This is a genomic window from Amycolatopsis sp. NPDC114478 (genome assembly GCF_055633805.1).
This window is the reverse complement of record NZ_JBVKDO010000004.1, coordinates 298,457-321,216: the sequence shown is the minus strand read 5'-3', so window position 1 is coordinate 321,216 and position 22,760 is coordinate 298,457. Positions and strand designations below refer to the sequence as shown.

General features: G+C 67.8%; 26 protein-coding genes and 1 tRNA gene. 19 read left to right on the top strand and 8 right to left on the bottom strand.

Translation table 11 applies throughout. The features are described from left to right. The first annotated feature begins 59 nt into the window (after positions 1-59). The 10 genes from ACZ7OH_RS14200 (at position 60) to ACZ7OH_RS14155 (ending at position 8,381) form a co-directional block, all read left to right on the top strand. Positions 60-653: a hypothetical protein gene (locus ACZ7OH_RS14200; RefSeq protein WP_470281181.1), complete on the top strand. Its 594-nt coding sequence runs from the start codon at positions 60-62 to the stop codon at positions 651-653. 86 nt (positions 654-739) lie between these two features. Then, positions 740-1,531 carry an ESX secretion-associated protein EspG gene (locus tag ACZ7OH_RS14195; protein WP_470281180.1) on the top strand — a complete coding sequence of 264 codons (792 nt, stop codon included), beginning with the start codon at positions 740-742 and terminating at the stop codon, positions 1,529-1,531. Beyond that, on the top strand, positions 1,524-1,718 hold the full coding sequence (locus ACZ7OH_RS14190; RefSeq protein WP_470281179.1) for a hypothetical protein: 195 nt from the start codon (positions 1,524-1,526) through the stop codon (positions 1,716-1,718). The genes ACZ7OH_RS14195 and ACZ7OH_RS14190 overlap by 8 nt, the downstream gene beginning before the upstream one ends. After that, the gene (locus ACZ7OH_RS14185; protein ID WP_470281178.1) at positions 1,711-2,502 is read left to right on the top strand and encodes a hypothetical protein; all 792 of its coding nucleotides are present in this window, start codon (positions 1,711-1,713) and stop codon (positions 2,500-2,502) included. The genes ACZ7OH_RS14190 and ACZ7OH_RS14185 overlap by 8 nt, the downstream gene beginning before the upstream one ends. Positions 2,503-2,591: 89 nt before the next feature. Beyond that, positions 2,592-2,792 (top strand): hypothetical protein, encoded by a 201-nt coding sequence (locus tag ACZ7OH_RS14180; protein ID WP_470281177.1) that lies wholly within the window; start codon positions 2,592-2,594, stop codon positions 2,790-2,792. Positions 2,793-3,288: 496 nt separating this feature from the next. Then, positions 3,289-3,894, top strand: a complete 606-nt coding sequence (locus ACZ7OH_RS14175; protein WP_470281176.1) for a hypothetical protein — start codon at positions 3,289-3,291, stop codon at positions 3,892-3,894. 148 nt (positions 3,895-4,042) lie between these two features. Next, positions 4,043-6,202, top strand: coding sequence for a bifunctional MFS transporter/dTMP kinase (locus ACZ7OH_RS14170; protein WP_470281175.1), 2,160 nt, complete (start codon positions 4,043-4,045; stop codon positions 6,200-6,202). Beyond that, positions 6,199-7,404: a DNA polymerase III subunit delta' gene (locus ACZ7OH_RS14165; RefSeq protein WP_470281174.1), complete on the top strand. Its 1,206-nt coding sequence runs from the start codon at positions 6,199-6,201 to the stop codon at positions 7,402-7,404. The genes ACZ7OH_RS14170 and ACZ7OH_RS14165 overlap by 4 nt, the downstream gene beginning before the upstream one ends. Positions 7,405-7,487: 83 nt before the next feature. Then, positions 7,488-8,027 carry a DUF6232 family protein gene (locus tag ACZ7OH_RS14160; RefSeq protein WP_470281173.1) on the top strand — a complete coding sequence of 180 codons (540 nt, stop codon included), beginning with the start codon at positions 7,488-7,490 and terminating at the stop codon, positions 8,025-8,027. An 18-nt stretch (positions 8,028-8,045) separates the two neighbouring features. Beyond that, entirely contained in the window at positions 8,046-8,381 is a 336-nt protein-coding gene (locus tag ACZ7OH_RS14155; RefSeq protein WP_470281172.1) for a hypothetical protein, read from the top strand. 52 nt (positions 8,382-8,433) lie between these two features. Here the strand turns inward: ACZ7OH_RS14155 and ACZ7OH_RS14150 are convergent, their stop codons facing one another. Beyond that, a complete protein-coding gene (locus tag ACZ7OH_RS14150; RefSeq protein ID WP_470281171.1) occupies positions 8,434-10,098 on the bottom strand; it encodes a hypothetical protein in 1,665 nt (554 codons plus the stop codon). Between the two features lie 133 nt (positions 10,099-10,231). Here ACZ7OH_RS14150 and ACZ7OH_RS14145 point away from each other — a divergent pair. Then, positions 10,232-10,305: transfer RNA gene (locus tag ACZ7OH_RS14145), tRNA-Thr, on the top strand. Between the two features lie 82 nt (positions 10,306-10,387). Continuing rightward, the gene (locus ACZ7OH_RS14140; RefSeq protein ID WP_470281170.1) at positions 10,388-11,968 is read left to right on the top strand and encodes a tyrosine-type recombinase/integrase; all 1,581 of its coding nucleotides are present in this window, start codon (positions 10,388-10,390) and stop codon (positions 11,966-11,968) included. A 140-nt stretch (positions 11,969-12,108) separates the two neighbouring features. Here ACZ7OH_RS14140 and ACZ7OH_RS14135 read toward each other — a convergent pair whose 3' ends face one another. Beyond that, positions 12,109-12,597 carry a hypothetical protein gene (locus tag ACZ7OH_RS14135; RefSeq protein WP_470281169.1) on the bottom strand — a complete coding sequence of 163 codons (489 nt, stop codon included), beginning with the start codon at positions 12,595-12,597 and terminating at the stop codon, positions 12,109-12,111. A gap of 666 nt (positions 12,598-13,263) precedes the next feature. Beyond that, complete coding sequence (locus tag ACZ7OH_RS14130) at positions 13,264-13,959, bottom strand: NUDIX hydrolase (protein ID WP_470281168.1); 696 nt, start codon at positions 13,957-13,959, stop codon at positions 13,264-13,266. Positions 13,960-14,102: 143 nt separating this feature from the next. Here ACZ7OH_RS14130 and ACZ7OH_RS14125 point away from each other — a divergent pair, with 143 nt between their 5' ends. The 3 genes from ACZ7OH_RS14125 to ACZ7OH_RS14115 are packed head-to-tail and all read left to right on the top strand — an operon-like array spanning position 14,103 to position 15,497. Beyond that, positions 14,103-14,516 (top strand): hypothetical protein, encoded by a 414-nt coding sequence (locus tag ACZ7OH_RS14125; protein WP_470281167.1) that lies wholly within the window; start codon positions 14,103-14,105, stop codon positions 14,514-14,516. Continuing rightward, on the top strand, positions 14,513-15,088 hold the full coding sequence (locus tag ACZ7OH_RS14120; RefSeq protein ID WP_470281166.1) for a helix-turn-helix domain-containing protein: 576 nt from the start codon (positions 14,513-14,515) through the stop codon (positions 15,086-15,088). Before ACZ7OH_RS14125 ends, ACZ7OH_RS14120 begins: the two co-directional genes overlap by 4 nt. Before the next feature lie 46 nt (positions 15,089-15,134). Further along, complete coding sequence (locus ACZ7OH_RS14115) at positions 15,135-15,497, top strand: transcriptional regulator (protein ID WP_470281165.1); 363 nt, start codon at positions 15,135-15,137, stop codon at positions 15,495-15,497. Between the two features lie 176 nt (positions 15,498-15,673). On the opposite strand, the gene ACZ7OH_RS14110 is transcribed toward ACZ7OH_RS14115, so the two are convergent. From ACZ7OH_RS14110 to ACZ7OH_RS14090, 5 genes are read right to left on the bottom strand one after another with little or no spacing between them, the layout of a single operon-like run. Then, positions 15,674-17,875 carry a cell division protein FtsK gene (locus ACZ7OH_RS14110; RefSeq protein ID WP_470281164.1) on the bottom strand — a complete coding sequence of 734 codons (2,202 nt, stop codon included), beginning with the start codon at positions 17,873-17,875 and terminating at the stop codon, positions 15,674-15,676. Further along, a complete protein-coding gene (locus ACZ7OH_RS14105) occupies positions 17,872-18,732 on the bottom strand; it encodes a hypothetical protein (protein WP_470281163.1) in 861 nt (286 codons plus the stop codon). Before ACZ7OH_RS14105 ends, ACZ7OH_RS14110 begins: the two co-directional genes overlap by 4 nt. Further along, positions 18,729-19,061: a hypothetical protein gene (locus ACZ7OH_RS14100; RefSeq protein ID WP_470281162.1), complete on the bottom strand. Its 333-nt coding sequence runs from the start codon at positions 19,059-19,061 to the stop codon at positions 18,729-18,731. Before ACZ7OH_RS14100 ends, ACZ7OH_RS14105 begins: the two co-directional genes overlap by 4 nt. After that, entirely contained in the window at positions 19,058-19,405 is a 348-nt protein-coding gene (locus ACZ7OH_RS14095; RefSeq protein ID WP_470281161.1) for a WhiB family transcriptional regulator, read from the bottom strand. The genes ACZ7OH_RS14100 and ACZ7OH_RS14095 overlap by 4 nt, the downstream gene beginning before the upstream one ends. Further along, the gene (locus ACZ7OH_RS14090) at positions 19,399-19,671 is read right to left on the bottom strand and encodes a helix-turn-helix domain-containing protein (RefSeq protein ID WP_470281160.1); all 273 of its coding nucleotides are present in this window, start codon (positions 19,669-19,671) and stop codon (positions 19,399-19,401) included. Before ACZ7OH_RS14090 ends, ACZ7OH_RS14095 begins: the two co-directional genes overlap by 7 nt. A gap of 165 nt (positions 19,672-19,836) precedes the next feature. Between ACZ7OH_RS14090 and ACZ7OH_RS14085 the strand changes: the two genes are divergently transcribed. The 4 genes from ACZ7OH_RS14085 (at position 19,837) to ACZ7OH_RS14070 (ending at position 22,474) form a co-directional block, all read left to right on the top strand. Then, complete coding sequence (locus ACZ7OH_RS14085) at positions 19,837-20,265, top strand: helix-turn-helix domain-containing protein (RefSeq protein WP_470281159.1); 429 nt, start codon at positions 19,837-19,839, stop codon at positions 20,263-20,265. 152 nt (positions 20,266-20,417) lie between these two features. Continuing rightward, positions 20,418-21,083 (top strand): NUDIX hydrolase, encoded by a 666-nt coding sequence (locus ACZ7OH_RS14080; protein ID WP_470281158.1) that lies wholly within the window; start codon positions 20,418-20,420, stop codon positions 21,081-21,083. Continuing rightward, positions 21,080-21,496 (top strand): NUDIX hydrolase, encoded by a 417-nt coding sequence (locus ACZ7OH_RS14075; RefSeq protein ID WP_470281157.1) that lies wholly within the window; start codon positions 21,080-21,082, stop codon positions 21,494-21,496. Before ACZ7OH_RS14080 ends, ACZ7OH_RS14075 begins: the two co-directional genes overlap by 4 nt. A 12-nt stretch (positions 21,497-21,508) precedes the next feature. Further along, positions 21,509-22,474: a hypothetical protein gene (locus ACZ7OH_RS14070; RefSeq protein ID WP_470281156.1), complete on the top strand. Its 966-nt coding sequence runs from the start codon at positions 21,509-21,511 to the stop codon at positions 22,472-22,474. Positions 22,475-22,760 lie beyond the last annotated feature (286 nt).

Here is a 22,760-nt window from a genome sequence, read left to right as displayed (position 1 = left end):
GGGTGACATCTCGAACGGATGTTCGGGAAATGGTCGGTGGTCCCGGGTTCCATGGACGCGTGACCAAGACGCCACGCACCGTGCGCACGGTGACCACCAAGATCCTCAAGCCGGTCCGGCCGGCGGCCGTCGGCAGCGCCACTGCCATGACCGTGATGGAGTCGCTGACCGGCTTCATCGGCACCGGCGGCGTCTGCGGCGTGGCCGTCGCGATGTCCGGCGAGCCGTGGACTTCGGCTTTCTTCGACGACCGAGAGCGCTTCGCCGTGGCCGGAGACGGCCTGGAGCTTTCCGGGCCATCTCCGGGGTCGACGGCGGAGCTGCTCCGGCTGGCGCTCACGCGGCTGCCGCCTCGCCCGCCGGCGCCGGGCGTCGGCCTGTGGCTCGACATGGACGAGCGCGGGGTGTTCGAGCCCGAGCAGGACTGCCTGCTCTTCGACCTGGCGGAGGACCTGCGCCGGCCGCGGCTCGGCACTGTGCAGCTCGACGTCGTCCGTGACGGCTCGACGCGGCCGTGGGAGATGCTCGCACTGGTCGACGACGACCGTGGCCGGCACCTGGCGGCGCTGGGCCGGCGCCGGTTCTGGTGGGTGCCCGGGAGTGTCGGCCGGCTCGCGGAGTTCGTCGAAGGGCGGGTGCCGGAGCATGTGTGAGCCGCTCGCCGACCGTTCACCGATGGGGATCACCCTCTCGAACATATGTGCGAGAAATTGTCGGTGCCAGGGTGTTCAATCTAGGGGTGAACACTTCAGTCGCCGTCTTCGACGTCATCGACGAGGTCATCGCCCCGCTGTCGGCCGAGGTGCCGGAGCGGCCCTCGGTGATGGAGTTCTACGACCCCGAGTTCGAGATCCCGCCGGTGCTGGCGGACACCGAACCGCTGCCGGGGCGGCGCTCCGCGCCCGCGTCGAGCCTCGCCGACGAGGTCGAGCAGTACACCCGGTTCGTCGCCGGGATGGCCGCGATCGGCCTCGCCCCGGGTGGCGAGGTCACGGCGGAAGCGGTCGGGCTGTACCGGGCGCTGCGCGGCGGGTTCATCCGCGGCGTGGTCACCGGCGTCTTCCCGGCCCGGCAGGAGCCGTGGGAGGTGCGGTTCTTCGGCGACGAGGACTACACCACGGTGCTGCACAAGCTGGGCAACCGGGCGCGGCTGCGGTCCGGCTTCCTGAGCGAGCTGCCGGGCTGGGTGTTCGACGGCCTGCCCGACCGGCCGCCGGGGCCCGGGCCGCACCTGCTCATCGAGACCGACGAGGGCGGCCTGATCCCGCGCCGGTGCGAGCGGGCGGTGGAGCAGATCCGGGAGTGCGCGGCCCGGCCGCGGCTGGGCACGGTGCTGGTCGACCTCGCGGTGCGCGACGCGATCCTGGCCGAGTACCCCCACGGCGCGTTCGGGCTGGTGGACAACGACCTGGGCCGGTACCAGTTCAGCGCGGCGGTCGGCCGGACCGGGCGCTGGACGGTGACGTGGGGTCCGGCCTCGCGAAGCACGGCCGAGCAGTGGATCGTCGAGGCGGTGCAGAGCCATGCCTGAACACGCGGCGGTGCGGACGACGGCCGGGGAAGGAGTGGACAGGGTGGTCGCGGCGGCCCCTCGGGACCTGACGGTGCGCGACGCGATCCTCGAAGCGGCCGAGCTGAACAACAGTGTCCCGGAGCCGCGGGAGGCGGCCGGCCCGGAGGAGGAGCCAGATGCGAGCGAGAGGCGGCGGCATGGCTGAACGCACGGCGGCGCGCGAGCTGCTCGAGCTGGCCGCCGGCCCGGTGCTGGCGGCGATGCCGGACCGGGACCCGGTCGACCGGCTCTACAACCCGGACGTCAGCGACCACGACATCCTGGTCCACGGCCCGGTCTCGGACGACCCGGCGGACCTGGTCGCCGAGGTCGAGCGGCACACGGCGTGGGCGGCCTGGATAGACGGGACCCCGTTCGGCGAGGACGGCGAGCTCAACGAGCTCGGCTTCGAGGTGGTGTCGCTGATGCTGCGCGGCTCGGTGCGGGCGGCGCTGTGCGGCGTGTTCGACGGCGAGCCGGAGACTGCGGACATCCGCTGCTACGCGGACGGCGAGCGGGCGTTCATGATGGGCTCCCTCCCCGGCCGCACGGCGATCCACCTGGCCGACTTCGAGGAGCTGCCGGAGATGCTGGTGGCCGAGCTGCCGGAGGTCCCGTTCGGAGCATCCCCGCGCGCGATCTGGGTATCGGTGGACAACGACGGCCTGGTCCACGACGGCCAGGACGACGACGTATGGGCGATGCGCGAGCTCCTGGGCAGGCCCCGCTCGGGCACGGCGGTCCTGGACATGCTGGCGTTCGGAGGCCTGTGCGCGGAGTTCCCCGACCACGGGTTCGTGTTGGTGGACACGGACCTGGGCAGGTTCGCCCTGGCAGCCTTGGACCGCGGCGACGGCCTCCGCCAGCTGGTATTGAGCCCCTTCAGCCGCGGCATGCTCCGCGACTGGTGCCGGAAGATGATCGACTTGGGCCAGGAGGAGGTGCCCTAAGCGCAGAGGACGCAGGGTCGGCTGGCGCGGCGGCACGGGCTCGGTGCGGTCGGTGAGCTGAGCGCGGGCCGAGCTGAGTCCGCGGCCTGGTGCGGCAGTTCGGGCCGGGCTGGGGTGCGGGCCTGGGCGCGGCGGTGGCCTCGGTGTGCGCCGAGCCGCTCGCGGGGGCCCAGCGCAGCCTGCTGCGGGCTGACCTGGTGCAGGCGCGAGCGGTCGGCGCCCCTGGCGTGCTGGGCCGCCTCGCGGCAGTCCTGCGCCTCGGCCGAGCGTGGCCGGTTCGTCGTCGGTGAGCCTGATTGGTGAGCCCGCGTTACCCCGAGCCGAGTGCGGCCAGCTTGCTGTGAGCTGACTTGGTGCGTTGTGCGCCGCTGGCGGCTCACCACCGGCGCCTTCCCGCGCGCCTCACTCAAGCTCGCGGCAGCCGCCGTTCGCCCCAACCCGGCCGCTGCTCCAACCGGCCCACCCGCACCCCCAACCGGCCCCCTCAACCTGCCTCCACGGAGTCGCGAACTCATGTCCAACTCGACCCGAAACCGGCAAACTGGTCACCACAGTCCACCGCCTGGCCACCCTCCCGCCGACGGCCGCTGTGATCGGACTCACTACGATCCGTCACCATTGGCGGTCGACCGGACCTCCGGCGGACTGGACACTGCAGGGGGTTCGGGCACGGGCTTGCGCTGCGTGACCGTCCCTCCAATTCAGACAGAGCCATTGGGCGGATGCGTTATCCGCCATCGTCGCTACCCTGGAAAGGCGAGGACATTCAGTAGTGAGGTGGTCACCATGAGCGCGAACGGTGAGGCTCCCTTCTTCAATGCCCCCGAGCTCACTCAGCGCGACGGCACTCTGTCCGCAGTACCCGGCGAAATGTTCGCCGACCCCGTCTCGGGACTGGTCACGGCCGATCCCCAGCCACGCACCGCGGTCGCGAATGGCCACGAGCCCGCCGCCATCCCGGTGGCCGGGCCGGTGCCGCCCGACGAAGAGGCCGTGCGCCGGATGGTCGAGGAAACCCTCCGGGAGGAGGAAGCCAAGACCCCGGACGCAATCCCGCCCGCCGGCACCACGAGCACCGCCGGCGAACAAGTCGCGCCGCCGATGGGGTTGCTCCCGCGGCAGCGGAACCGGCGGCGCACCTGGCCGAACCGGCCGCCGCTGCAGCGGCCCGTGCGGCAGCTGCCGCCGGTGGACGACGACTTCGACGAAGACCTCGAGGTCGTGCCCGTCAAGCGGCGGCGACTGCCGTCCATGGCGATGCCGGCGTTCAACCGGCCGTCGTCGAGTGCGGCCGGGGTCATGCTCGCCGTGGCGTTGCTGATCGTGTTCGGTTTCGTCGCCATCGAGATGGTGTCGAGCCTGGTCAGCAGCGTGTCCGCACTGTTCGACTAGCGTTCGCTCGCTGGTCCCCGTCCCGCTGGGACCTCGGGGCCGTCCGCGCGGCAAGGGCCGATCGGGCTACCCTGACTTCACGGTCGGGCGACCTCACCACGGCGCCCGGCATCGCGGTGACTAGTGGGGTGGGCGTATCAGCGAGGGCGTGCGATCGGTACCCGGGGCCGGCCCGGGTGGGTCGTCGGGCGCCGAGGCGTCCACGATCAACCGGGTCCGGCGGGTACTGGCGATCAAACCGTTCCGGCGCCTCTGGGGCGTCACGTACCTGTGCAGCGTGGCCGACTGGCTGAACATCCTCGCCCTGACCGGCCTGGCCACGAAGCTGACGAACAACTACTTCGCGCAGAACTTCGCCTTCGTCGGCGTCGTCCTGACGGGCCTGGCACCGGGGCTGCTGTTCGCCCCGGTCGGCGGGTTGCTCGCGGACCGGTTCGACCGCCGCAAGGTCATGGTGGTCGCCGACCTGCTGCGCTGCGGCTTCCTGCTGTCCATCGCCTTCGTCAGCGCGCCGTGGTGGCTGCTCGTCGGCAACTTCCTCGTCGGCAGTGCGGCGAGCATGTGGATCCCCTCGAAAGAGGCCGCGGTCCCGAACCTGCTCCGCCGCCCCGACCAGGTCGAGACGGCCAACCAGCTCGGCATGGTGATGACCTACGGCCTCGCCGTCATCACCGCGGCCGGCGCGAACGCGATCATCACCGGCGTCAACACGACCTTCCACCTCTTCCCGGGGGAGAGCGCGAGCCTCAGCATCGCGAAGCTGGTCGTCATCATCACCGGCCTGCTCTACCTGGCCAGCGCGATCCTCATCGCCACCCGCATCCCTGAACTTTCCCTGCGCAACGTCCACGCGCTGCCGGAGCAGAAGGTCAAGCCGGCCGACGAGGAGAAGCTCGGCGTCGGCACGATGATCGCCGACGGCTTCCGGTTCATCCGCAGCACGCCGCTCGTGCGCGGACTGCTGGTCGGCGCCTTCGGCGCGTTCGCCGCGGGCGGCGCGGTGATCGGCTCCGCGAAGCCGTACTCCTCGAGCCTGCTGGCCGGTGACTCGGCGTTCAGCCTCCTGGTGCTGGCGGTCTTCCTCGGCCTGGCCTCCGGGATGGCGTTAGCACCCAAGCTCTCCCGACGGCTCCCGCACGACCGGTTGTTCGGCGTCTCCATCATCGCGGCCGGGCTCTCGCTCGCGCTGGTGGCGTTGTCGCCGCACCTGTCGATCTCGCTCATCACCGTGGTGCTGGTCGGCTTCTGGGCCGGGACGGCCTTCCTCACCGGTGTCACGATCATCGGCTCCCGCGTCGAGGACGCCATCCGCGGCCGGATCAACGCGATCTACCAGCTGATGATGAAGCTGGTCCTGTTCGGCACGACGGTCACGGTCCCGGTCCTGGTCGGCGTGGTCGCGCCGCACACCATCAACGTCTGGGGCAGCCCGGTCACGATCGACGGCACCCGGCCGATCATGCTCGCCGGCGCCGCGATCGCGCTGGTCGCGGGCCTCTTCGCCTACCGGCAGATGGACGACAAGCGCACCGAGCCGATCCTCTCCGACCTGCGCAACGCGCTGCGCCGCACGCCGCGGCGCGTCAACGGCTTCCTCATCGCCGTCGAGGGCACCACCGCGATCAACACGGCGATCCAGGCCGTCAACCTCGCCGACTGGATGCGCGGCGGTACCCGGCCCGTGGTGGTCGCCGCCGACCCCGCCCTCGACGACCAGCGGCTCACCGCCCTCGTCTCCGGCGCTTCGCTGACCGGGGCGCGCGCCCAGGCGCTGGCCGCCGCCGCGGTGCGAGCGGACATCGTCGAGCGGCACGTGCAGCCGGCGCTCGACGCCGGTTCGGTCGTCGTGATGGAGCGGTTCGTCGACTCGCCGCTGGCGCACCTCTCGGCCGTCGCCGGGCTCGACAGCGACGAGCTCGAAGGCCTCGCCGACTGGGCGACCGGGCGGCTGCGCCCGGACCTGACCGTCCTGCTCGACTCCGCCCCGCACGGCGCGCCCCGCGACCGGGCAAACACGATGAACGACCAGTGGCGCGTTCAGCACCTGCTCACCGAGATGGCCGCGGCCGACCCCGACAGGTACGTCGTGATCGACGCCGACGGCACCGACGCCGAGGTCGCCGGGCGCATCCGCACCGCGCTGCGCGCCGTGTTCGTCGGCCGCCTGTCCGCCCTCGCGCCGGCGACGGACGGGCCGGCCATCGCGGTCCCGGCGACCACCGGCGCGCCGGCGACGGACCAGCCGTCGACCCTGCCGCTCGACCTCGGCGACCCCGTCCCGGAAGAGCCTCGCGTGGAGGCGAAGTGACGACGACCGAGCGCATCGGCGTCTGGAACCAGCTGGTCGGCCAGGAGCCCGCGGTCGAGACGCTGGCCTCGGCTGCGTCCGCCGCGGCCAAGATCGTCGCCGGCGAGCCCGCCCCGCCCGGCGCGATGACGCACGCGTGGCTGCTCACCGGCCCGCCCGGGTCCGGCCGCTCGGTGGCCGCGCGGACGTTCGCCGCGGCCCTGCAGTGCAGCACCGGCACCGGCTGCGACGCCTGTCCCGGCTGCCACACGGTGATGGCGGGCACCCACGCCGACGTCCGGCTCGTGGTGCCGGAAGGCCTGTCCATCTCGGTCGCCGAGATGCGCGCGCTGGTGCAGGCGGCCGCGCGCCGCCCGACCACCGGCCACTGGCAGGTCGTGATCATCGAGGACGCCGACCGGCTCACCGAAGGCGCGTCGAACGCGCTGCTGAAGGCCGTCGAGGAACCGCCGGACCGCACGGTCTTCCTGCTCTGCGCGCCGTCGGACCACCCCGATGACGTCTCGGTGACGATCCGTTCGCGCTGCCGCCTGGTGACGCTGCGGACGCCGCCGCCGGAGGCGATCGCGGACGTCCTGATGCGCCGCGACCACGTCGACCCCGAGCGCGCGCAGTGGGCGGCTTCGGTGTGCGGCGGCCACGTCGGCCGCGCGCGCCGGCTCGCGACGGACGAGGCCGCGCGGCAGCGGCGTGCCACCGTTTTGCGGATCCCGCTGGGCCTCAGGCGCCCGAGCGATGTCTTCACCTGTGCGGACCAGCTGATCAGCGCGGCCGAGGCCGACGCGGGTGAGGCGAGCAAGGGCCGCGACGAGGACGAGCGCAACGAACTGCGCACCGCGATGGGCGGCGACGGCGTCGGCAAGGGCGTCGCCGGCGCGAAGCGGGCCGCCGAAGCGGCGGTCAAGCAGCTGGAGAAGAAGCAGAAGTCCCGCGCGACCCGCACCCAGCGCGACACGCTCGACCTCGCCCTGATCGACCTGGCCGCCTTCTACCGCGACGTCCTGGTGACGGCGACCCGCTCCGGCGCGACGCTCAACCACCCCGACCACGCCGACCAGATCCGCGAGGCGGCGCAGGCGTGGACACCGGAGTCGACGCTGCGCCGCCTCGAAGCAGTGCTGGAATGCCGGGAGGCGATCGACTTGAACGTCAAGCCGCGCATCGCGATCGAAGCGATGGTCACGACTCTTCGCCAAGGCTGAGGTCCGCCCGAAAGGACATTGTTCCGGGTAGGTATTGCGGTGACCCTGGTTCCGTTGCGGTTTCCGCGCGGAAGGACCGGAAAATGCCCCACCGAGATGGTGACATAGAGGTCAAAGTCAGTCAGCAAATCCTCTGGGTGGGCGGTGAGGCGTATCCGCTGCGCAACATCGCGCGGGCGCGGGTGGTGCGCCTGACGGTCCGCCGCGGCGCGGCGCTCGGCCGGTTCCTGGGGTTCGCGCTGCTGTGGCTCGTCCTGGGTCTGGGCGCCACTGCCGGGTTGCGGGCGGCCAGGAGCCAGGGCGTGCACCTCGACCGGAACCTCGACGAAGCCGTGGTCATCGTGACGGGCGTCCTGATCGCGCTCGCCGTGCTGCGGTTGCTCTACCTCTTGCTGCGCCCGGCCCTTTTCGCGCTCGTGATCGAAACGGCGGGAAATCCGCACACCGCGTTGGTGACCACCGACGAAGCTGTCGTCGAGAGGATCGTCCGCGAAATCATGGCGGCGATCAACAATCCGGCCGCGCGGTTCAGGTACACCGTCAACAACATCCACAACGGAAACAAATACGGGGGCGACCACGTCGCGGTCAGCGGATCCGGTATCGGCAAGATCGTGCACTGAAAGAGAAAGGACCGATCGATGAGCGGTACCTACCACTACGGCGACACCTACGGCGGCGACCGCGTCGAAGTCAGCGGCCCGGGCATCGGCAAGATCGTGTACCAGGGACCGGCGGACCAGAAGGTGGCGCTGCGGGAGCTGCTCGAGGCGGTCCAGGCGTTGCGGCCCCAGGTGACCGGCACCGACCGCCAGGTCATCGACGAGTCGCTGGCCACCCTCCAGGCGCCGCGGCCGGAGCCGGCCCGGCTACGGCGCGCGCTCGGCGCCGTCTCCGGTGTCGCGATGATGGTCGGCCAGGTCGGCGCCCCGGTTGTCGAAGCCGTGCGCAAGGTCATGACCGCCCTCGGCAGCTGAAGACGAAGGAGCCCGCCAGGCGCGCCTGGCGGGCTCCTTCACACCCCTCGGGTCACTCGCGCGGACGCGGTGACGGCTTGAACGGCTTCTCCTCGATCGCGACCGCCAGCGGACGCCGGCGCGTGCCCGGCATCGCGGCCACCATCACCACGCCGAGCAGCAGCATCGCCGTGCCCGACCAGAACAGCGGCACGGTGTCGTACGCGCCGCCGGTGTAGGCGAGGTTCTTCACCGGCCCCTTCGGTGCCTGACCGCCCGCGGGCGGCGTCGAGGTCGACCCGCAGACCACGCCGCCGGTCGGCGCGTAGGCCCGCGCGACCTGCTCACCCAGCGACAGCTGGGCCAGCGACGACGGCAGGTTCTTCGCCTGGTCAGCCGGCAGCAGGTTCTTCAGGTTGACCGTCGGCAGCAGCTGCAGGTCGAACAACCGCGCCGACGCGCCCAGCTGGAAGCCCTTGAACGGCGTCGTCATGTTCGCCGACTTCTGGTCCAGCCCGGCGATGCTCAGCCGCAGGACGCCCAGGTCCAGCACCGTGCCGGCGGTGTTGTCGACCTGCTGGATGCCGTTGGTCAGCGTCGAGACCAGCCCGCCGACCACCGGGATGTCGTTCAGCTGCCCGAACTGGTCGCTCAGGCCCTTCAGCGGCAGCCCGATCGGGATGTCCTTCGTCGGGTGCGCCGCGTCCAGCGTGTACAGCGTCTTGCCGCCGGCCTCGATGGTCAGCACCGGCGCGGTGTAGTCCACTTTGGACGTCTTCGCGTCACCGGTGGAGGTCACCTTCAGTGTCGGCTGGCTGGCCACCTTGAGGCTCAGCGCCAGCGGCGTCCCCTTGAGGATCTCGATGTCCGCGGCCTGCAGCGTCGACGTCGACTGCACGGCCTTGTTCTTCGAGCCCGGCATGTCGACCAGCTTCACCTGCGACCGCGACGACAGCGTGTTCGGCAGGCTCAGCAGCGAGCCGGTGCCGTTCGCGGGCGTCTGCCCGCCACCCTGCAGCAGGCCACCCAGGCTCTGCAGGCCCTTCGTCAGGTCGAACCCGCTCGCCAGCGAGTTCGGGTCGAGCTTCGGCTTCAGCGCGTCCAGACCGAGGTTCGGCATCGACGGGACGACGTTCAGCAGCGACAGGCTCGCCACCGACGTGCTCGCGTCCGCGATGGTGTCGACGCACGGCCCGAGCGTCGGGCTCCACCGCGCGTGCGCGCTCCCGTTCAGCAGACCGACGTTCAGCAGCGGGTTCGACGGCGCGTTGAGGCCCCCGCTGATCGGCTGCGGGTTGTCCGGCAACGCGGTCTGCACGACGCTGCCCGGCGTCTGCGGCGCGTTCCCGCCCACCGACAGCCCGAACGGCGACGCCTGCGCGATCGCCTTCTCGTAGCTCAGGTAGGCGTCGGAGTTCGCCGACGCGCTCGACAGGCCCATCCCGGCCTCGAGCGCCGACTGCTTCGGCAGCGTCTCCCCGAACCCGGGCAGGATCGTGCTCGTCGGCACGGCGTTGGGCAGCAGCCGGATGATCCCGAGCGCGGTCCCGGCGTCCCCGACGGCCTGCCCCAGCGGCTGCGGCCCGATCGGCGCCGAGATCGGCGCCTGCCCCGGGTTCGCCGGCTGCGGGATCGGCGTCGTCGGATAGGTCGGATCGGCGTTCGCCGGCGCCGCGCTGAACAGGAGCAACGCCGCAGCCGCCGGCAGGGCCACCGAACGGGGCAGTCTTCGCCGCATGTGCCAGAGCCTCCAGATAGGTCGACCGGGGAGTGAGACCGACGTCATAGGGCCCTAACGACGGTCCCCCCGGAAAGTGACGCGCACAGCCTCCGCTACACTTGCCATCGTCGCCAGCGCGAGCCGGAGACATGCCGCCTTAGCTCAGTCGGCCAGAGCGATTCACTCGTAATGAATAGGTCGGGGGTTCGATTCCCCCAGGCGGCTCGCAGGTCAGCGGTACCCCCGGACGGGTTCGGGGGTACCGCGTGGACCCATTTGTGGACCGAAGCCGCGTACGATCCGGTCCATGGCCACCTCATCCAAGCCCAAGCGGCGTCCTCGCGGCATGATCGAGACCCTGCCCAGCGGGTCACTGCGGGTGAGGATCAAGGCAGGTATCGATCCGGTAACCAAGAAAGAACATCACCTGACCGAGGTAGTTCCCGCGCTGCCGGATGGGCGCTCGGACTGGGACCAGGCGGAGAAGGTCCGGACGAAGCTCCTCAACCAGCTCGACGAACGTCGGGCTCCGAAGACGCGCGCGACGCTCAATCAACTCTTGGACAAGCACTTTGAGTTGCTCAAGGTCGAGCCGAAGACGATGGAGGGGTACGAGTCGGTCACCCGCAACCACATCCGTCCGCTGCTCGGCGAGCAGCCGCTGAGCAAGATCGACGGAAACATCCTTGACTCGTTCTACTCGGTCCTCCGCACATGTCGCGCGCACTGTGGCGGGCGCAAGTTCGTCGAGCACCGCAAACAAGGCGAACACCAGTGCACGACGAAATGCCGACCGCACGAGTGCAAGGGACTCGGCGTCGGCTCTCTCCGCAAGATTCAGGCCGTGCTGTCCGGAGCGGGCAAGCGCGCGAAACGTTGGGGCTGGGTCGGCGTCAACCCGTTCGAGCTGACCGAGTCACTTCCGGGCGCCCAGTCGAACCCGCAACCGCCGAGCGTGGAGCAGGCTGCGCGGATCGCGACCGAGGCGTGGCGAGATCTCGACTGGGGAATGCTCGTTTGGCTCGCGTTCATCACGGGCGCACGTCGGGGCGAGCTGTGCGCGCTCGCGTGGGATCGGCTCGACTTCTCGACCCGCGTTCTGACGATTCGGAGCAGCATTGCTCAGTCAGGCGCCAAGACGTGGGAGAAGGAGACCAAGTCGCACCAGCAGCGCCGCATCTCGCTCGACGAGCGCACGGTGGCCCTGCTGCGCTCGTATCGCGACCACTGCGCGGAGCGCGCCGGCCTGAAGACCATGAAAGCCGACGCGCGGATCTTCTCACTCAAGCCTGACGGCAGTACGTGGCTGAAGCCCGACTCGGTGAGCCAGCGGTACGCCCGTATGTGTGCTCGTCTCGGCTGGGACATGAACATTCACCAGCTCCGGCACTACTCGGCAACGGAGCTGATCGCGGCGGGCACGGACATTCGCACGGTCGCCGGACGCCTTGGCCACGGCGGAGGCGGCACGACGACGCTGCGCGTCTACAGCGCTTGGGTTGCCGAAGCCGACGACCGCGCGTCCGGCACGCTCGCCGGGCGGCTGCCTGATCTACCCGTCGCGCTCAGCACTGACGGCAAGCTTGCCCCGGTCACGCCGGTTGTCGCGTCCGAGGATGAGAGTCCGTACAAGCGCATCGCGAAGGATCTTCAGGGAGCGATCGTGTCCGGCGTGCTCGCGCCCGGTCAGCAGCTTCCTACGGTCGCCGACCTGGCGAAGCGGTACGAAGTGTCATTCGGGACAGCTCAGCGCGCCATAGCGCAACTCAGGGCCGCCGGGCTGGTGAGCGTGAGCCGTGGCAAGCGCGCAGTGGTCGTCGACCCGGCTGCCACCGCCGACGCCGAACCGGCGAAGGTCGTCGGCCTGCACGAGCGTCGCCGCAAGTAGCCCTGCTTACGAGCACTCCGGCGATCGCCGAAGTTGGGCCTCCTTTACTTGCCGGATCGGGCTCGTGCCGAGCATTGCCATGTTTGTATCTCGTCGTTTGCTGCTGCCGCGTGGTTGGTTATCCCAGCTCGGCCCGTTGATCATGTGTCTCCGGAGGACTGTGGACGACCTGTCAGGCGAGCGCGGGTCTCAACCGGGCCGTCATCCACGCGCTTGCCGTAGATGGGGCTACCCTTGACCTGGGCGTACGGAAGTAACGTCCATTCCGGATTTTCAAGTAGCCTTGGAAGTAGGAATTGATCTTGCCCAAGAAGCAGCTCGTGCTCGAAATCGGCTTGCCCTTCGAGTCTCACGGGCAACTGGCCGCCGGCGTCGTCGCTTGACCAATACTGAATGTCGTGACCTCGCGGCCGACGTCCTTTCGGCATAGCTTGGTAGCCCACTTCGGTCACCGTTGCGGGATACCGTCCATGGTTGATGACGTGGACACGAAGGATGGTTTGTTGGCCGAAGTCGTACACGTACCCGTAGACCGAGATCTGAGCGCCGGACCGTCGCCAGGACAGGATTTGCCAGGCCAGCGTCGTAGTTGACACCAGCAACGCTAGCCATGCCACCGCAGTCGTCACATGCGCCATCCTAGATCAGTCGGCGAGTGGTGGTCCTGGGCAACTGGAGCGCGTGTGGAATGGCGGGTGGTCGTGTATGATCACTGTTACAACTGAACACCGACGCTAAGCCTAGAGCTTCAGACAGGGCTGGGATGAGCCAGGCGCGATAGACCAGCCGCCGCCGTTTGTGTGGCAAAAGTGAGTTGAAGCCGCGAGCTTTACGGTGTGTGCAGGGAACCTAGTGTTCCCGCCCCGCGACGGGGTCACCGGGCACGATAGGACTACAGGAGTCCGTTCGCTGCTCGGTGTTCCTGCGTTTGGGAGTGCGAATGACTGCCGCTGTGGTTGTTCAACTTGTGTCGTCGACGCTGCTGGCTGTCTCTACGGTCATTGCGGCCTGCATAGGACGAGGCAAGGGCAAGGGTAAGGAGCGCGACAAGTAATTCCTGCCCAAGAGGCCACACCCCTTCAAGGGGCGTGGCCTCTTCGCCATCTTGTCGACTTGGCAACGTCCCAATCGCACGGGGGTCAAGGGGGCACATGCCGCAGTGGCGGAGTGCTCCGGGAAGCCGCTTCCTTTGCTCTGTGTGACAACTCTGCCGGAGGTTGGCGAGATGGCGATGGCCGTTCGCAAACGCGAACTTACCAAGCCGTGCGCGCTAGCGTATTTCACGATTGGTTAGATTATGAATTCACAACGTAGTTGAGAGCCCTGAGTACGGGCCCGTAGACCTGCGCGGTTGGAACGAAACGCGTTAGGTCGGCCTGGCTAATCCAGATGACGTCCACGTTCTCGACGACGTCGACGTTACGTGCCTCCCCTGCCACGTAGTCGCATAGGACGTACTCGCAAAGGACGCCCGTCGTCGGGTGCAGTCGAGTGCCGAGCTTGCGCGTGACCACGCAGTGGACACCTGTTTCGGCGAGTGTTTCGCGCACCGCGACGACAGCCGGACGAGCACCCGGCTTGACCACCCCGGCCGGGAACTGCCACGCGATGCCGTTCGCGTCGTCACCGCGCCGACAAACAATCAGCACCTCGTCACCGCGCACGACCACCGCGACCGCGACGCGGAGCGGCTGAAACGTCGTGCCGGCAGGACGGTCGAGTGGGGCAAGTAGCTCATCGATGCTGAACCCGAAAATCCGTTCGAGAAGCCGTGCCGTCGCCGGTCGTACCGGGCCGAGCGGCTTTCCGTCGGGGTGGGAGCCCGCCACGAGCCGCTGAAGGTGGCGGACGCTGAGTGTGCCCGGCTCGTCGTGCTCCCTGGCGAACTCCTCGGCGAACTCGGCGAACTCCTCGAAGGTCTGGCGACGCTCCCAGATCAGTTGTTCGAGCAACGTGCGGGGTGCCGACTCGTCCCTGTCCGCGTCTCGCATCGTCCTACTCCCTGTACGCCCTGAGTCGTGCTTATGGCGCCCACAAGTCGTGTGCGAGTCCTGGTTGTCCACCCGCGCTGACCTGAGACTCATTTCATTCTGTCACGAAGGTCAATTTCGACCCAGTTCGGGAAGGTGCGCGGGTGAGCTACGAACGGCCGGGGAAGGTCGCCGGGTTGTACGTCGGTTGGTATCGGTCCATGTCCGACGGCCGCGATCATGCGGTGACGGACGAGCAGTTCCTAGCCGGAATGCAGGCGGGCCGTGGCCAGTATGAAGCAGTCTGCGGGCACGTCGTCGAGGTGGCGTCGCTCCTGATACCGCCTGGTACACCGTGCGCACGGTGTCACGCCTTCCTGACCGCGCTTGCCACGCTTCAGGACGCGTCCGAGCGGATCGCGCCGACGCGGCATCGAAAGCCCGGTGTCTGGCGTCGCCTGTTCCGACGCTCGTGCACTCCGGAGGTCGTCGGCCGGAGCCCGATTCCGGCGGGAACGGATAGCGTCCCGATCGCGTCCGTTCCCGCCGGGCGTCACGCGTCGCGGGGTGTGCGGTGACGGTCCGGCTGCTGTTTGGACGTCCGTTGCCGGGCACGGTCGGCGAGACGCGTCGCGTGGTGCACGTGTTCGAGGTGCCGACCGGGGACGCGGTTCCGGAGCGACTGACGGCATTGTGCGGGACGTCGTTTGGGGCCGGGGAACTGGAACGGCTCGACGCAGTGCGAGGCATGCCGTGTGAGTCGTGCTTGCGTCGGACGCCGACGGCCGATCCGGAGCAGACCGACAGCCCGCCGGACGCGAGCGAGGCGTGGACACCTGCTCCCGCCGATATCCCCGACGACGTCGCGCGAGACCTTGCGGAGCACTACACCGCCGGGGAAACGATCGACAGCCTGGTCGCGCGCCACCCATACAGTTACCGCAAGATCCGCACCGCCCTGATAGACGCTGACGTCTCGCTGCGCCCACCCCGGATCCCGCTGCCGCCAACCCCGCCTGGGATGGTCAACGCGTACGTCAATGGGCGTTCGATCCGGCAGCTCGCATCCACCTACGGCATGTCCTACAACCAGACCCGGAACATCCTGCGTGCCGAAGGTGTCGAACTTCGCCGCAGGGGCCAGCCATGAGCAAGACGAACCGAACTGACCCCTGCGGAACCTTGGCCAAAGGGGAGTGATCGCCGTGATGCGAGATCAGCAACACCCCGGCAGCCTTACGAGCTACAGCCAGGACCTCGACCCCGTGCTGTATGCGCCTGCTCGGCTGTTCATCGTGACCTTGATCGCCGACATGCGTTGGTGGGGATTCGCGTTCGTCCGTGACGCGCTCGGACTGACCGACGTCGGGCTGTCTCGGCAACTCACGAAGCTACACATGGCGGGCTATGTCCGGACGCAGTGCGCTCACGGGCGATGCACATGGGTCCGGCTCACACCTGACGGCCGCGATCGGCTGGTCAGTCATCTGGAGGCCCTGCAAGACGTGGTGTCCAAGACGGCTGAGCTGATCAACCGTCCTCGGGCGGACGACGTGTGACGTCTGCCGGATGCGTCTCGAATCCGGCTCCAGACGGCCAATTTGGGACGGGTGAGACGGGTTTCAGCGAACCCGTCTCACCCGTCATAGACTACGTATCTCCTGGTAGGCGGGGGTTTACACCCGTCACGCCGCGTGTGACGGCGTGACGGGTGCGTGAGACGGGTTGTGACGGGTTACGGGTCGTCTCCGTCGGGCCCACCCGCGTCGGCCGAGCCGCTGGCGACTGCCTCGACGGCGGCCCGGATGTCGGCCGTGAAGTAGCCGCGTATCTGCCGCGTCCGCCCGTCCTCGCCCGGCACGCGGTAGCGCTCCGAACGGCACCCGAAGTCGCCCATCTGCCGCCCGAACGCCGTTGGCTCGACGTCGAGCGCGGCGACCAGTTCAGCCGTCGGGACGAACTCCCGGCCGCCTTCGTCGAGATCGTCTCCGAGGTAGTCGACGACCGATGCAAGCGGTTCGGGCAACTCGACCGGCTCGGCCGGTTCCTGCACCGGCGGCGTGCTACCGCCGGCCGCGCCGATCGTGCGCGCGACGGCCGCGTGATCGAGCGTCGGCATGGTGTCCTGCCCTGCCGCGTGCCCGGTGAGCGTTCCGGCTGCCTCCCGGAGTGCCCGGCCCTGTTGGCAGATGGTCTGCCAGTCCTCGTTCGGCATGTAGTAGGTCCGGACCGTCATCGCGAGCACGTCGGCCCCGGCCGCCGTGTCACCGTCCGGCCGCAGGATGCCCACGCCCTTGTGCGAAGGCAGCAGCCGCGAGGAGTCGAACCCTCGCGTGTTCATCTGCTCGCCCAACACGATGTTTGAGTCGCGCCAGTCCATCACCCGCAGCGCGAACCTCGACCCGAGCACGGCCCGCAAGCCGGACGGGATGGTCTTGGAGTCCGGCCGCTGCGTAGCGAGGACGAGCACGATCCCGGCCGCCGGTCCCTTCTTTGCCAGCCACGTCAGCAGCTCGCCGACGTACTCGCCCGCAGTCACCTTCTTTCCCTGCACCACAATGGGCGTTCGGTCCTCCAAGGGCACCTGCACCTCATCGATGAAGATCGCCGTAATCGGCATGTTCAGTGCGGGATCTCGCGACATCTCCGGCGTGACCTTCGACTCCGGGCACGTCAGGTCGTCCAGCTCCCGCATCCGCCGGAACCGGCCCTGTACCTCGGCGACCAGCTCGACGAGCCAGTCCACCAGGGCCAGGACGTGTTCGGACTCGTCGCCGGACATGAACCGGTGCGCCACCTGGCCGGCCGCGTCCCAGTCCTTGCCCGCCTTGAAGTCCGCGACGTACAGCCGCACCCACGCGTCCAAGATGAGCCCGGCGGCCGCGAGCCGCGCCGCGAACGTCTTACCCTGCCGAGGAATCGCACCCACGAGCAGCGACGTCCACACCAGCGGCAGGTCAATCCGCCGGTCCCGCGCGTCCCGTCCGAACGGGACCGGACGCCACGCATCCCACCGCGTCACGCCGAGCAGCGGCGTCGGCAATGGCGGCGCGCTGTACGGGTCCTCGTCAGCCACCCACATCGACACCCGCCCGGCGTGGCCGCCGCTGCCACGAACGCGTTCCACGATGAGCTGCACCTCATCGACCGCCAGCGCGGAGGCGAGCGCGTCCCGGTTCTTGACGACGTCGGCGGCCTTGCGGGTTGCCGGGAGATCGACGGTGATCGCCCACCCTTCGCCGACCCTGGTCGCCCGCTCGACCAGCCGCAGAGATTCGTCCTTACCGATCAGCTTCGCGTCCCGGAAAGCGTCCACGAGGATCTGCGGGTCCATCGTCCACCGCAGGGTGCGCGGCCCGGCGAGCGCCGGCGAACGCCCCGGGCTGCCGTCCTTGCGGCGGCCCAGGATCGCCAGCGCCACCGACACGGCGGCCCCGGCGAACCACAGTGGATCGCTGCCGTACACGAGATCCACCACTGCAACCGCCACGGCGACGACGGCGAGCACCGCGCCCGTGACCTTCCAACGGAAGAGCGTGAGTTCACGGATCTCTGTGAACTTGTCGGCGAGCTTGTCCGACTCCTCGGCGGCCGTTCGGTAGTCGAGGACTCTGACCCACCGACGCCACCACCGTGTTCCGACCACGAGTCCGCGAACCACGGCGCCGAGGAATCGGAACGGCGACTTCAGCAGCCAGGCCACCGCGTCCTTCGCGGCCTGTACCGCCTGCGGCTTGCTCTTGAGCCACGACGGCACCCGGGGCGAGTGCTGCCACCACCGCGCGAACTGGCGCCGCGCTGTCCGGCGACGTGGCTGCGGCAACGTGTCGTCAATAAGCTCGCCGTCCAGCACGGGCCCGACATGCTCGACATCTCGTGAACCAACGCGCGCCGGCAGCGTGCCTGCGTTCACGGGGTTGTTGTCGGCGGCGTTCATGACTGGTCCTCCTCTCCGTGCGGAGCGGTGTCAGGCGTGTTGCCGAGTTCGTCCGCGAGCGCGGCTGCCAAGCGGGGCGATAGCCCCCGCGAGCAGCCGGTGACCTCGCGAACCCATGCGGGCGTGACCACGACGTCAGGTGTCCACGCTTGCTTCGCGTCGCCGAGGTAGTCGGCGAACAACTTCCGTCGCGCCGACGTCGCACGGCGGGTTGCTCGCGGCTTGCTCGGTCTCGACTCGTGAACGTCTTGGTGTGCGCCGTGCGGTTCGGCCTGCTCGGGGGCGCTCGTGAACGCGACGTTCACGGCCTCGGTGAGCTTGTCCCGTAGATCCGTGATCGCCTCAGCAGCCGCGAACACGATCAGCGGAGGCACCGAGTGCAGCACGACCCCGGACACCGAACCGGCTGCAAACGACGCCCACGTGTTCATGACGTATGTGGCGCCGAGTGCGAGCCACTTTGCCGCGCGAACCCATCGGCCCGTGTGGACCTGGTACCGCGCGGTGACCTGCTCGGCCCGCAGGATCGCCAGCAGCACCAGCGACACCGTGGGGTCGAGTAACCACGCGGCCAGCCATGGCAGCGACCACGCGACCGAGCCGGCAGAGGCGAACCACTGCACGTTGGCCATCGTGAACGCCAACCCGAGCACCATCCCGGCCCAGCAGAGCCGGTCCACCTGGGACCGCACGCGCTCGACCCGCAGAGCGATCACGTCGGGGTGGTCCTGCCAGCGGCGAACCTCCGCCGCGTCCGCCGCATCGAGCGCCAGCCGCTGCGCCCTGGTCGGGGCGGGTGGCCGCCCGGAGGCGGCCACCCCTTCCGGCCCTCGGAGTTCCTTTGTACGTTCCGTCATCGCAGACCACCGCCGTGACGCCTGGTGGTGTCCATCGACGTGACCGTCAGTGCCCGGGTGAGCACGTGGGCGGCAATCAGGTCCGGCACGCCGAGAACCACGAGCAGCAGCGTCGGATTGCCGGGATGCGTGATCACCAGCCACTGAACGCCCGTGAACGCGGCACCCGTGAACAGGACGCGGCCGGCGAGCGACACGACTCGCGCGGACGCGCGAGCCGCGTCGGCCGCTCGGCGTGCCTTGCGTGCACCGAACCGCCACACCACGAACAGGACGAGCAGAGCGCCGATCCCCGCGAGGACCTGAGTCGGTGTCAGGTTGACGGTCATCGCTGGTCACCCCGCCTGCGGCCGACCCGACGCTCCCGCCAGGCCTGATAGACCGCCCGCCGGTCGGACTCCGGCAACGCGCCCCACACCCCGACCGTGTCGGCACCGGTCGACCGCAGTTCGAGTTCGAGGCACTCGCTCATGACCGGACACCCGGCGCACAGCCGAGCGGCCAACTCGCGGTCCGGCTCGTCCTCTCCGGACAGCTCCGGCATCTCCGAGCGGTCGAACGCCCAGAAGCACAGACCGTCCCGTGTCACCAGCTCGGCGAGCACGTCCGTCGGGACGACGGCGTACCGATCGAGGTAGGCGGCAATCTCCTTGAACTTGTCCCGGTTCACCACGACACACCTCCCGCCCGATCGGCCTCGCGCTCCATCCGGCGCTTGGCGATCAGCTCGGCGAGGTCGATGCAGCCGCCCGACGCCGTGACCTCGGCAATCAGTTCGTTCAGGGCGGCGGCAGGCACGACGTAGCGAGTGCGGATGCGGACTGCAGGGAAAGCGTCGTCCCGGATGGCGCGATACAGCGTCACCGGATTGACGCGCAGGATGCGCGCCACTTCCCCGACTGTGTAGAACGTCGGTCCGACGTTCAGGTTGGTATCCATGATGAGAACCTTTGCTAGAAAGTCTTATTTAATCCGTAAATGAGGGATGATTTAATCCCGTGATGACACAAAGGGGCCCGAATGTGTCCGCGCGGGCGCGGAGAGTGGGCCGCGGAATCGCGAGCCGCGATAGTCTCGGCGCTAGGGCGGAGCGCGGAGGGATACGTGTCGGAAGACTGGGCGGCAGTCGCAAGAGCGATCAATCAGCGCATGGCCGAGCTCGGTCTCAGCCAGCGTGAACTCATTGCGCGCTCGCAGGTCTCCAAGGCCACGGTTCGCGAAATCCAGCACAACACGGCGCATCGGCGCCGGAGCGACCGCACGCTTGAGGCGCTGTCGCTTGCGCTTGACCTGCACCCGGGGCACCTGTCGGCGGTGCTCGCGGGCAGCCGGCCTCCGGAGCTGGGCGAGCCGATAACGAGGGGAGACGACGACATCCCGGGGCGCCTCGCGGTTATCGAGCATCAGCTGCGCGAAATTACCGACCGGCTTCGCGAGATGAGCGCGGTAAACGAGCGTCTCGACGAGATCAGCGCGAGCGTTGAAACTGTTCTCGACCGCGTCTCGAACGACCGGGAGCCGCGTCGTCGCTAGGGGGTTCTGGTGGCTTGCTTTCATGCATCACAGTTTTCGCTGAATCCCTGTCGCAATCGACGCATTGCCAGCGCATTTCCGATGCATGACGGTGCACTGCCGATGCATAAGCGGTGCATCGCCAGTGCACTTGCGGGATTTCGGGGGCGTCTGTGGAATTCGTGAACGAATGGACGGGCCGGACGGCGTGCGCCTTGCAGGCGGCTCTACGCATGACGAACGAGGGGTTCGCGCGGCACCTCAAGGTGGCCGTGCGGACTGTGGCCTCTTGGCACGCCAGTCCAGACGTCACGCCGAGGTCAGCCATGCAGGAGCTGCTAGACGCCGCGTTCGAGGACGCGTCGGACGCGGCGAAGGCGCGGTTCCGGCGTCTCGTCGAGCTGAAGGACACGCCGACCACTCCAGAGGCGGGTGGCGAGCCGGTTCAAGCCCTGCGGGTGGCGATAGCCGTCGTCGTCGACGACGCGCGAGTGCTGATCGTGTGTCGACGCGACGAAGACGGCTCCGGCATCTCGTGGCAGTTCCCGGCCGGCATGGTGAAGCCTGGCCAGGCACCGGAGAGCGTCGCGATCAAGGAGACGCTTGCCGAAACCGGCGTCCACTGTGGGGTTGTGCGCAAGCTTGGTAGCCGACTTCACCCGATTACGCACGTTCAGGCTGAGTACGTGCTGTGCGAGTACCTGACCGGGGAGGCGCAGAACATGGATGTCCTGGAGAATGTTAATGTCGTCTGGGCCGAAAAGGCCAAGCTGACGAAGTTCATCCCGGCGGATCGAATCTTTCCGCCCATACTGGAAGCCTTGGAGGTGTCGGAATGACCGAATCTGTGGAATCCGACAAGAAAAAGTCGATCGCTTCAGCCATCACTGTGCACGAAGGCCGCGTTCTTCTCGTGCGGCGACGCGTGAAGGAGGGCAGCCTGTCGTGGCAGTTCCCGGGTGGCGAGATTGAAGAGGGTGAGTCGGCGAACCAAGCCGCAGTCCGCGAGACGCGTGAGGAAACCGGACTTGAGGTTAAGGACGTATCGGTGCTCGGGGAGCGCGTCCATCCCAACACCGGCCGGACGATGATCTACGTCGCGTGCCAGGTCGTCAGAGGGAATGCCGCCGTGGTCGACGACGACGAACTTGCGGAGTTTGCATGGTCGGACGGTAGGCAACTGACTGAGTATGTTCCGTATCCGTTCTACGGCCCTGTGCAGGAGTATCTCAGCGATCAACTGTCGAAGTAGGTTGAGCGAAGAGTGGCGAACTTGGTCGCTGTGTTTGAGTTTGGAATCTCAGGCCTTCTAATTGACCGGGAGCTAGTCGGAGCGCGATTGGAATTTCCTGGCACGTCCGATTGGGTTCAATTTCCAACCGGTGACGAGGACAACAAGCCTCCTCTAAGCTTCAGGAGAAATCCAACGACCTCCGGCTATATTAAAAACAATGAGGACGATGAAATAATTGCGCTTGTAGTCAACGTTGTTCAAATTGGGGTCGCCTGTACGACGGATGATGATTTGAGCCATCCTGAAACAAGTCGTAGGGCTTTGGATAAGTACTCGCCGGCGGCAGAGGGGCGATTCATTCGACTAGTTGACTGGCTGAGGATCAGCTCTAAGCCAAGATGGCTTGAGTCTAGGGCGGCTCCTCGGGCTCCTCTCAGTTTGCATAACGTTTCGGGTAGCTTCTATCGAGACGGAGAGCGGCTGCCCTATGGATTTACAATTGCAGGTTCCGTTAATCTGCCCAACTCAAGCGATAGGCTCACAATTGAGGACGCGAAAGCTATTCTGGGGCGCACCGTTTCGACGCAAGGGCCGCCGTTATGGGATATATTCCTGGCTGACGCTGCAAGTGTCGCAGATATTAATCACGCGGTTATACTTGCCGCAATCGCATGCGAAATTGCCGTTAAGTCAAAATTGAAAGAATTGGCTAACGATCGGCAGGAGAACCTAGTTGATATTATGCTCAATAGCCCTCGCGACTACTCAATGAGGGCCGCGGGGCTTTTTGACAAACCGGCAAAGGCAGTCTTTGGTAGGTCGCTTCGCGAGGATGACCCAGCTTTATTTAAGCGAGTCTCAAGGCTCTTTGAGGATAGAAATAAGGTTGCACATAAGTCATTGCGTGACCTTAGGGGCGTGGAAGAATTGCGCGATGAGCTGCTTGCGGCACGAGAGGCCGTGGCGTGGCTTCGTGGAATAGAAGGACCTATTTAATTTTGTTTAGTAAACCCGCAAGTCGGGGTGCAAACCGACGTGCGGGCCGACCAAGCGGAGTTCTAGTAAAGCACATCGCCAAGACGTTCTCGCACTACGTTGGAGTGAAGCATGCTCGGAATCGGGATTCCACCCACGGACGCGCGCGTGCTAGCGACATCCGCTAGGGAATGGGACGGCAGGCTGTCAAGTAGGGCGATTGCCCGTCGCGCCCATTTGCCAGCCGTGTCAAATCGGCGCGTGCCGTCGATGTCCTCGTTGCGGTATCGGAATGCCAGAGCGTAGG

Coding starts and splice junctions, on each gene's coding strand:
- ACZ7OH_RS14105 (WP_470281163.1), bottom strand. CDS start 18,732: ATGACGGAACGTACAAAGGAACTCCGAGGGCCGGAAGGGGTGGCCGCC.
- ACZ7OH_RS14155 (WP_470281172.1), top strand. CDS start 8,046: ATGAGCGGTACCTACCACTACGGCGACACCTACGGCGGCGACCGCGTC.
- ACZ7OH_RS14110 (WP_470281164.1), bottom strand. CDS start 17,875: ATGAACGCCGCCGACAACAACCCCGTGAACGCAGGCACGCTGCCGGCG.
- ACZ7OH_RS14190 (WP_470281179.1), top strand. CDS start 1,524: ATGCCTGAACACGCGGCGGTGCGGACGACGGCCGGGGAAGGAGTGGAC.
- ACZ7OH_RS14185 (WP_470281178.1), top strand. CDS start 1,711: ATGGCTGAACGCACGGCGGCGCGCGAGCTGCTCGAGCTGGCCGCCGGC.
- ACZ7OH_RS14140 (WP_470281170.1), top strand. CDS start 10,388: ATGGCCACCTCATCCAAGCCCAAGCGGCGTCCTCGCGGCATGATCGAG.
- ACZ7OH_RS14175 (WP_470281176.1), top strand. CDS start 3,289: ATGAGCGCGAACGGTGAGGCTCCCTTCTTCAATGCCCCCGAGCTCACT.
- ACZ7OH_RS14075 (WP_470281157.1), top strand. CDS start 21,080: ATGACCGAATCTGTGGAATCCGACAAGAAAAAGTCGATCGCTTCAGCC.
- ACZ7OH_RS14100 (WP_470281162.1), bottom strand. CDS start 19,061: ATGACCGTCAACCTGACACCGACTCAGGTCCTCGCGGGGATCGGCGCT.
- ACZ7OH_RS14150 (WP_470281171.1), bottom strand. CDS start 10,098: ATGCGGCGAAGACTGCCCCGTTCGGTGGCCCTGCCGGCGGCTGCGGCG.
- ACZ7OH_RS14130 (WP_470281168.1), bottom strand. CDS start 13,959: ATGCGAGACGCGGACAGGGACGAGTCGGCACCCCGCACGTTGCTCGAA.
- ACZ7OH_RS14160 (WP_470281173.1), top strand. CDS start 7,488: ATGCCCCACCGAGATGGTGACATAGAGGTCAAAGTCAGTCAGCAAATC.
- ACZ7OH_RS14090 (WP_470281160.1), bottom strand. CDS start 19,671: ATGGATACCAACCTGAACGTCGGACCGACGTTCTACACAGTCGGGGAA.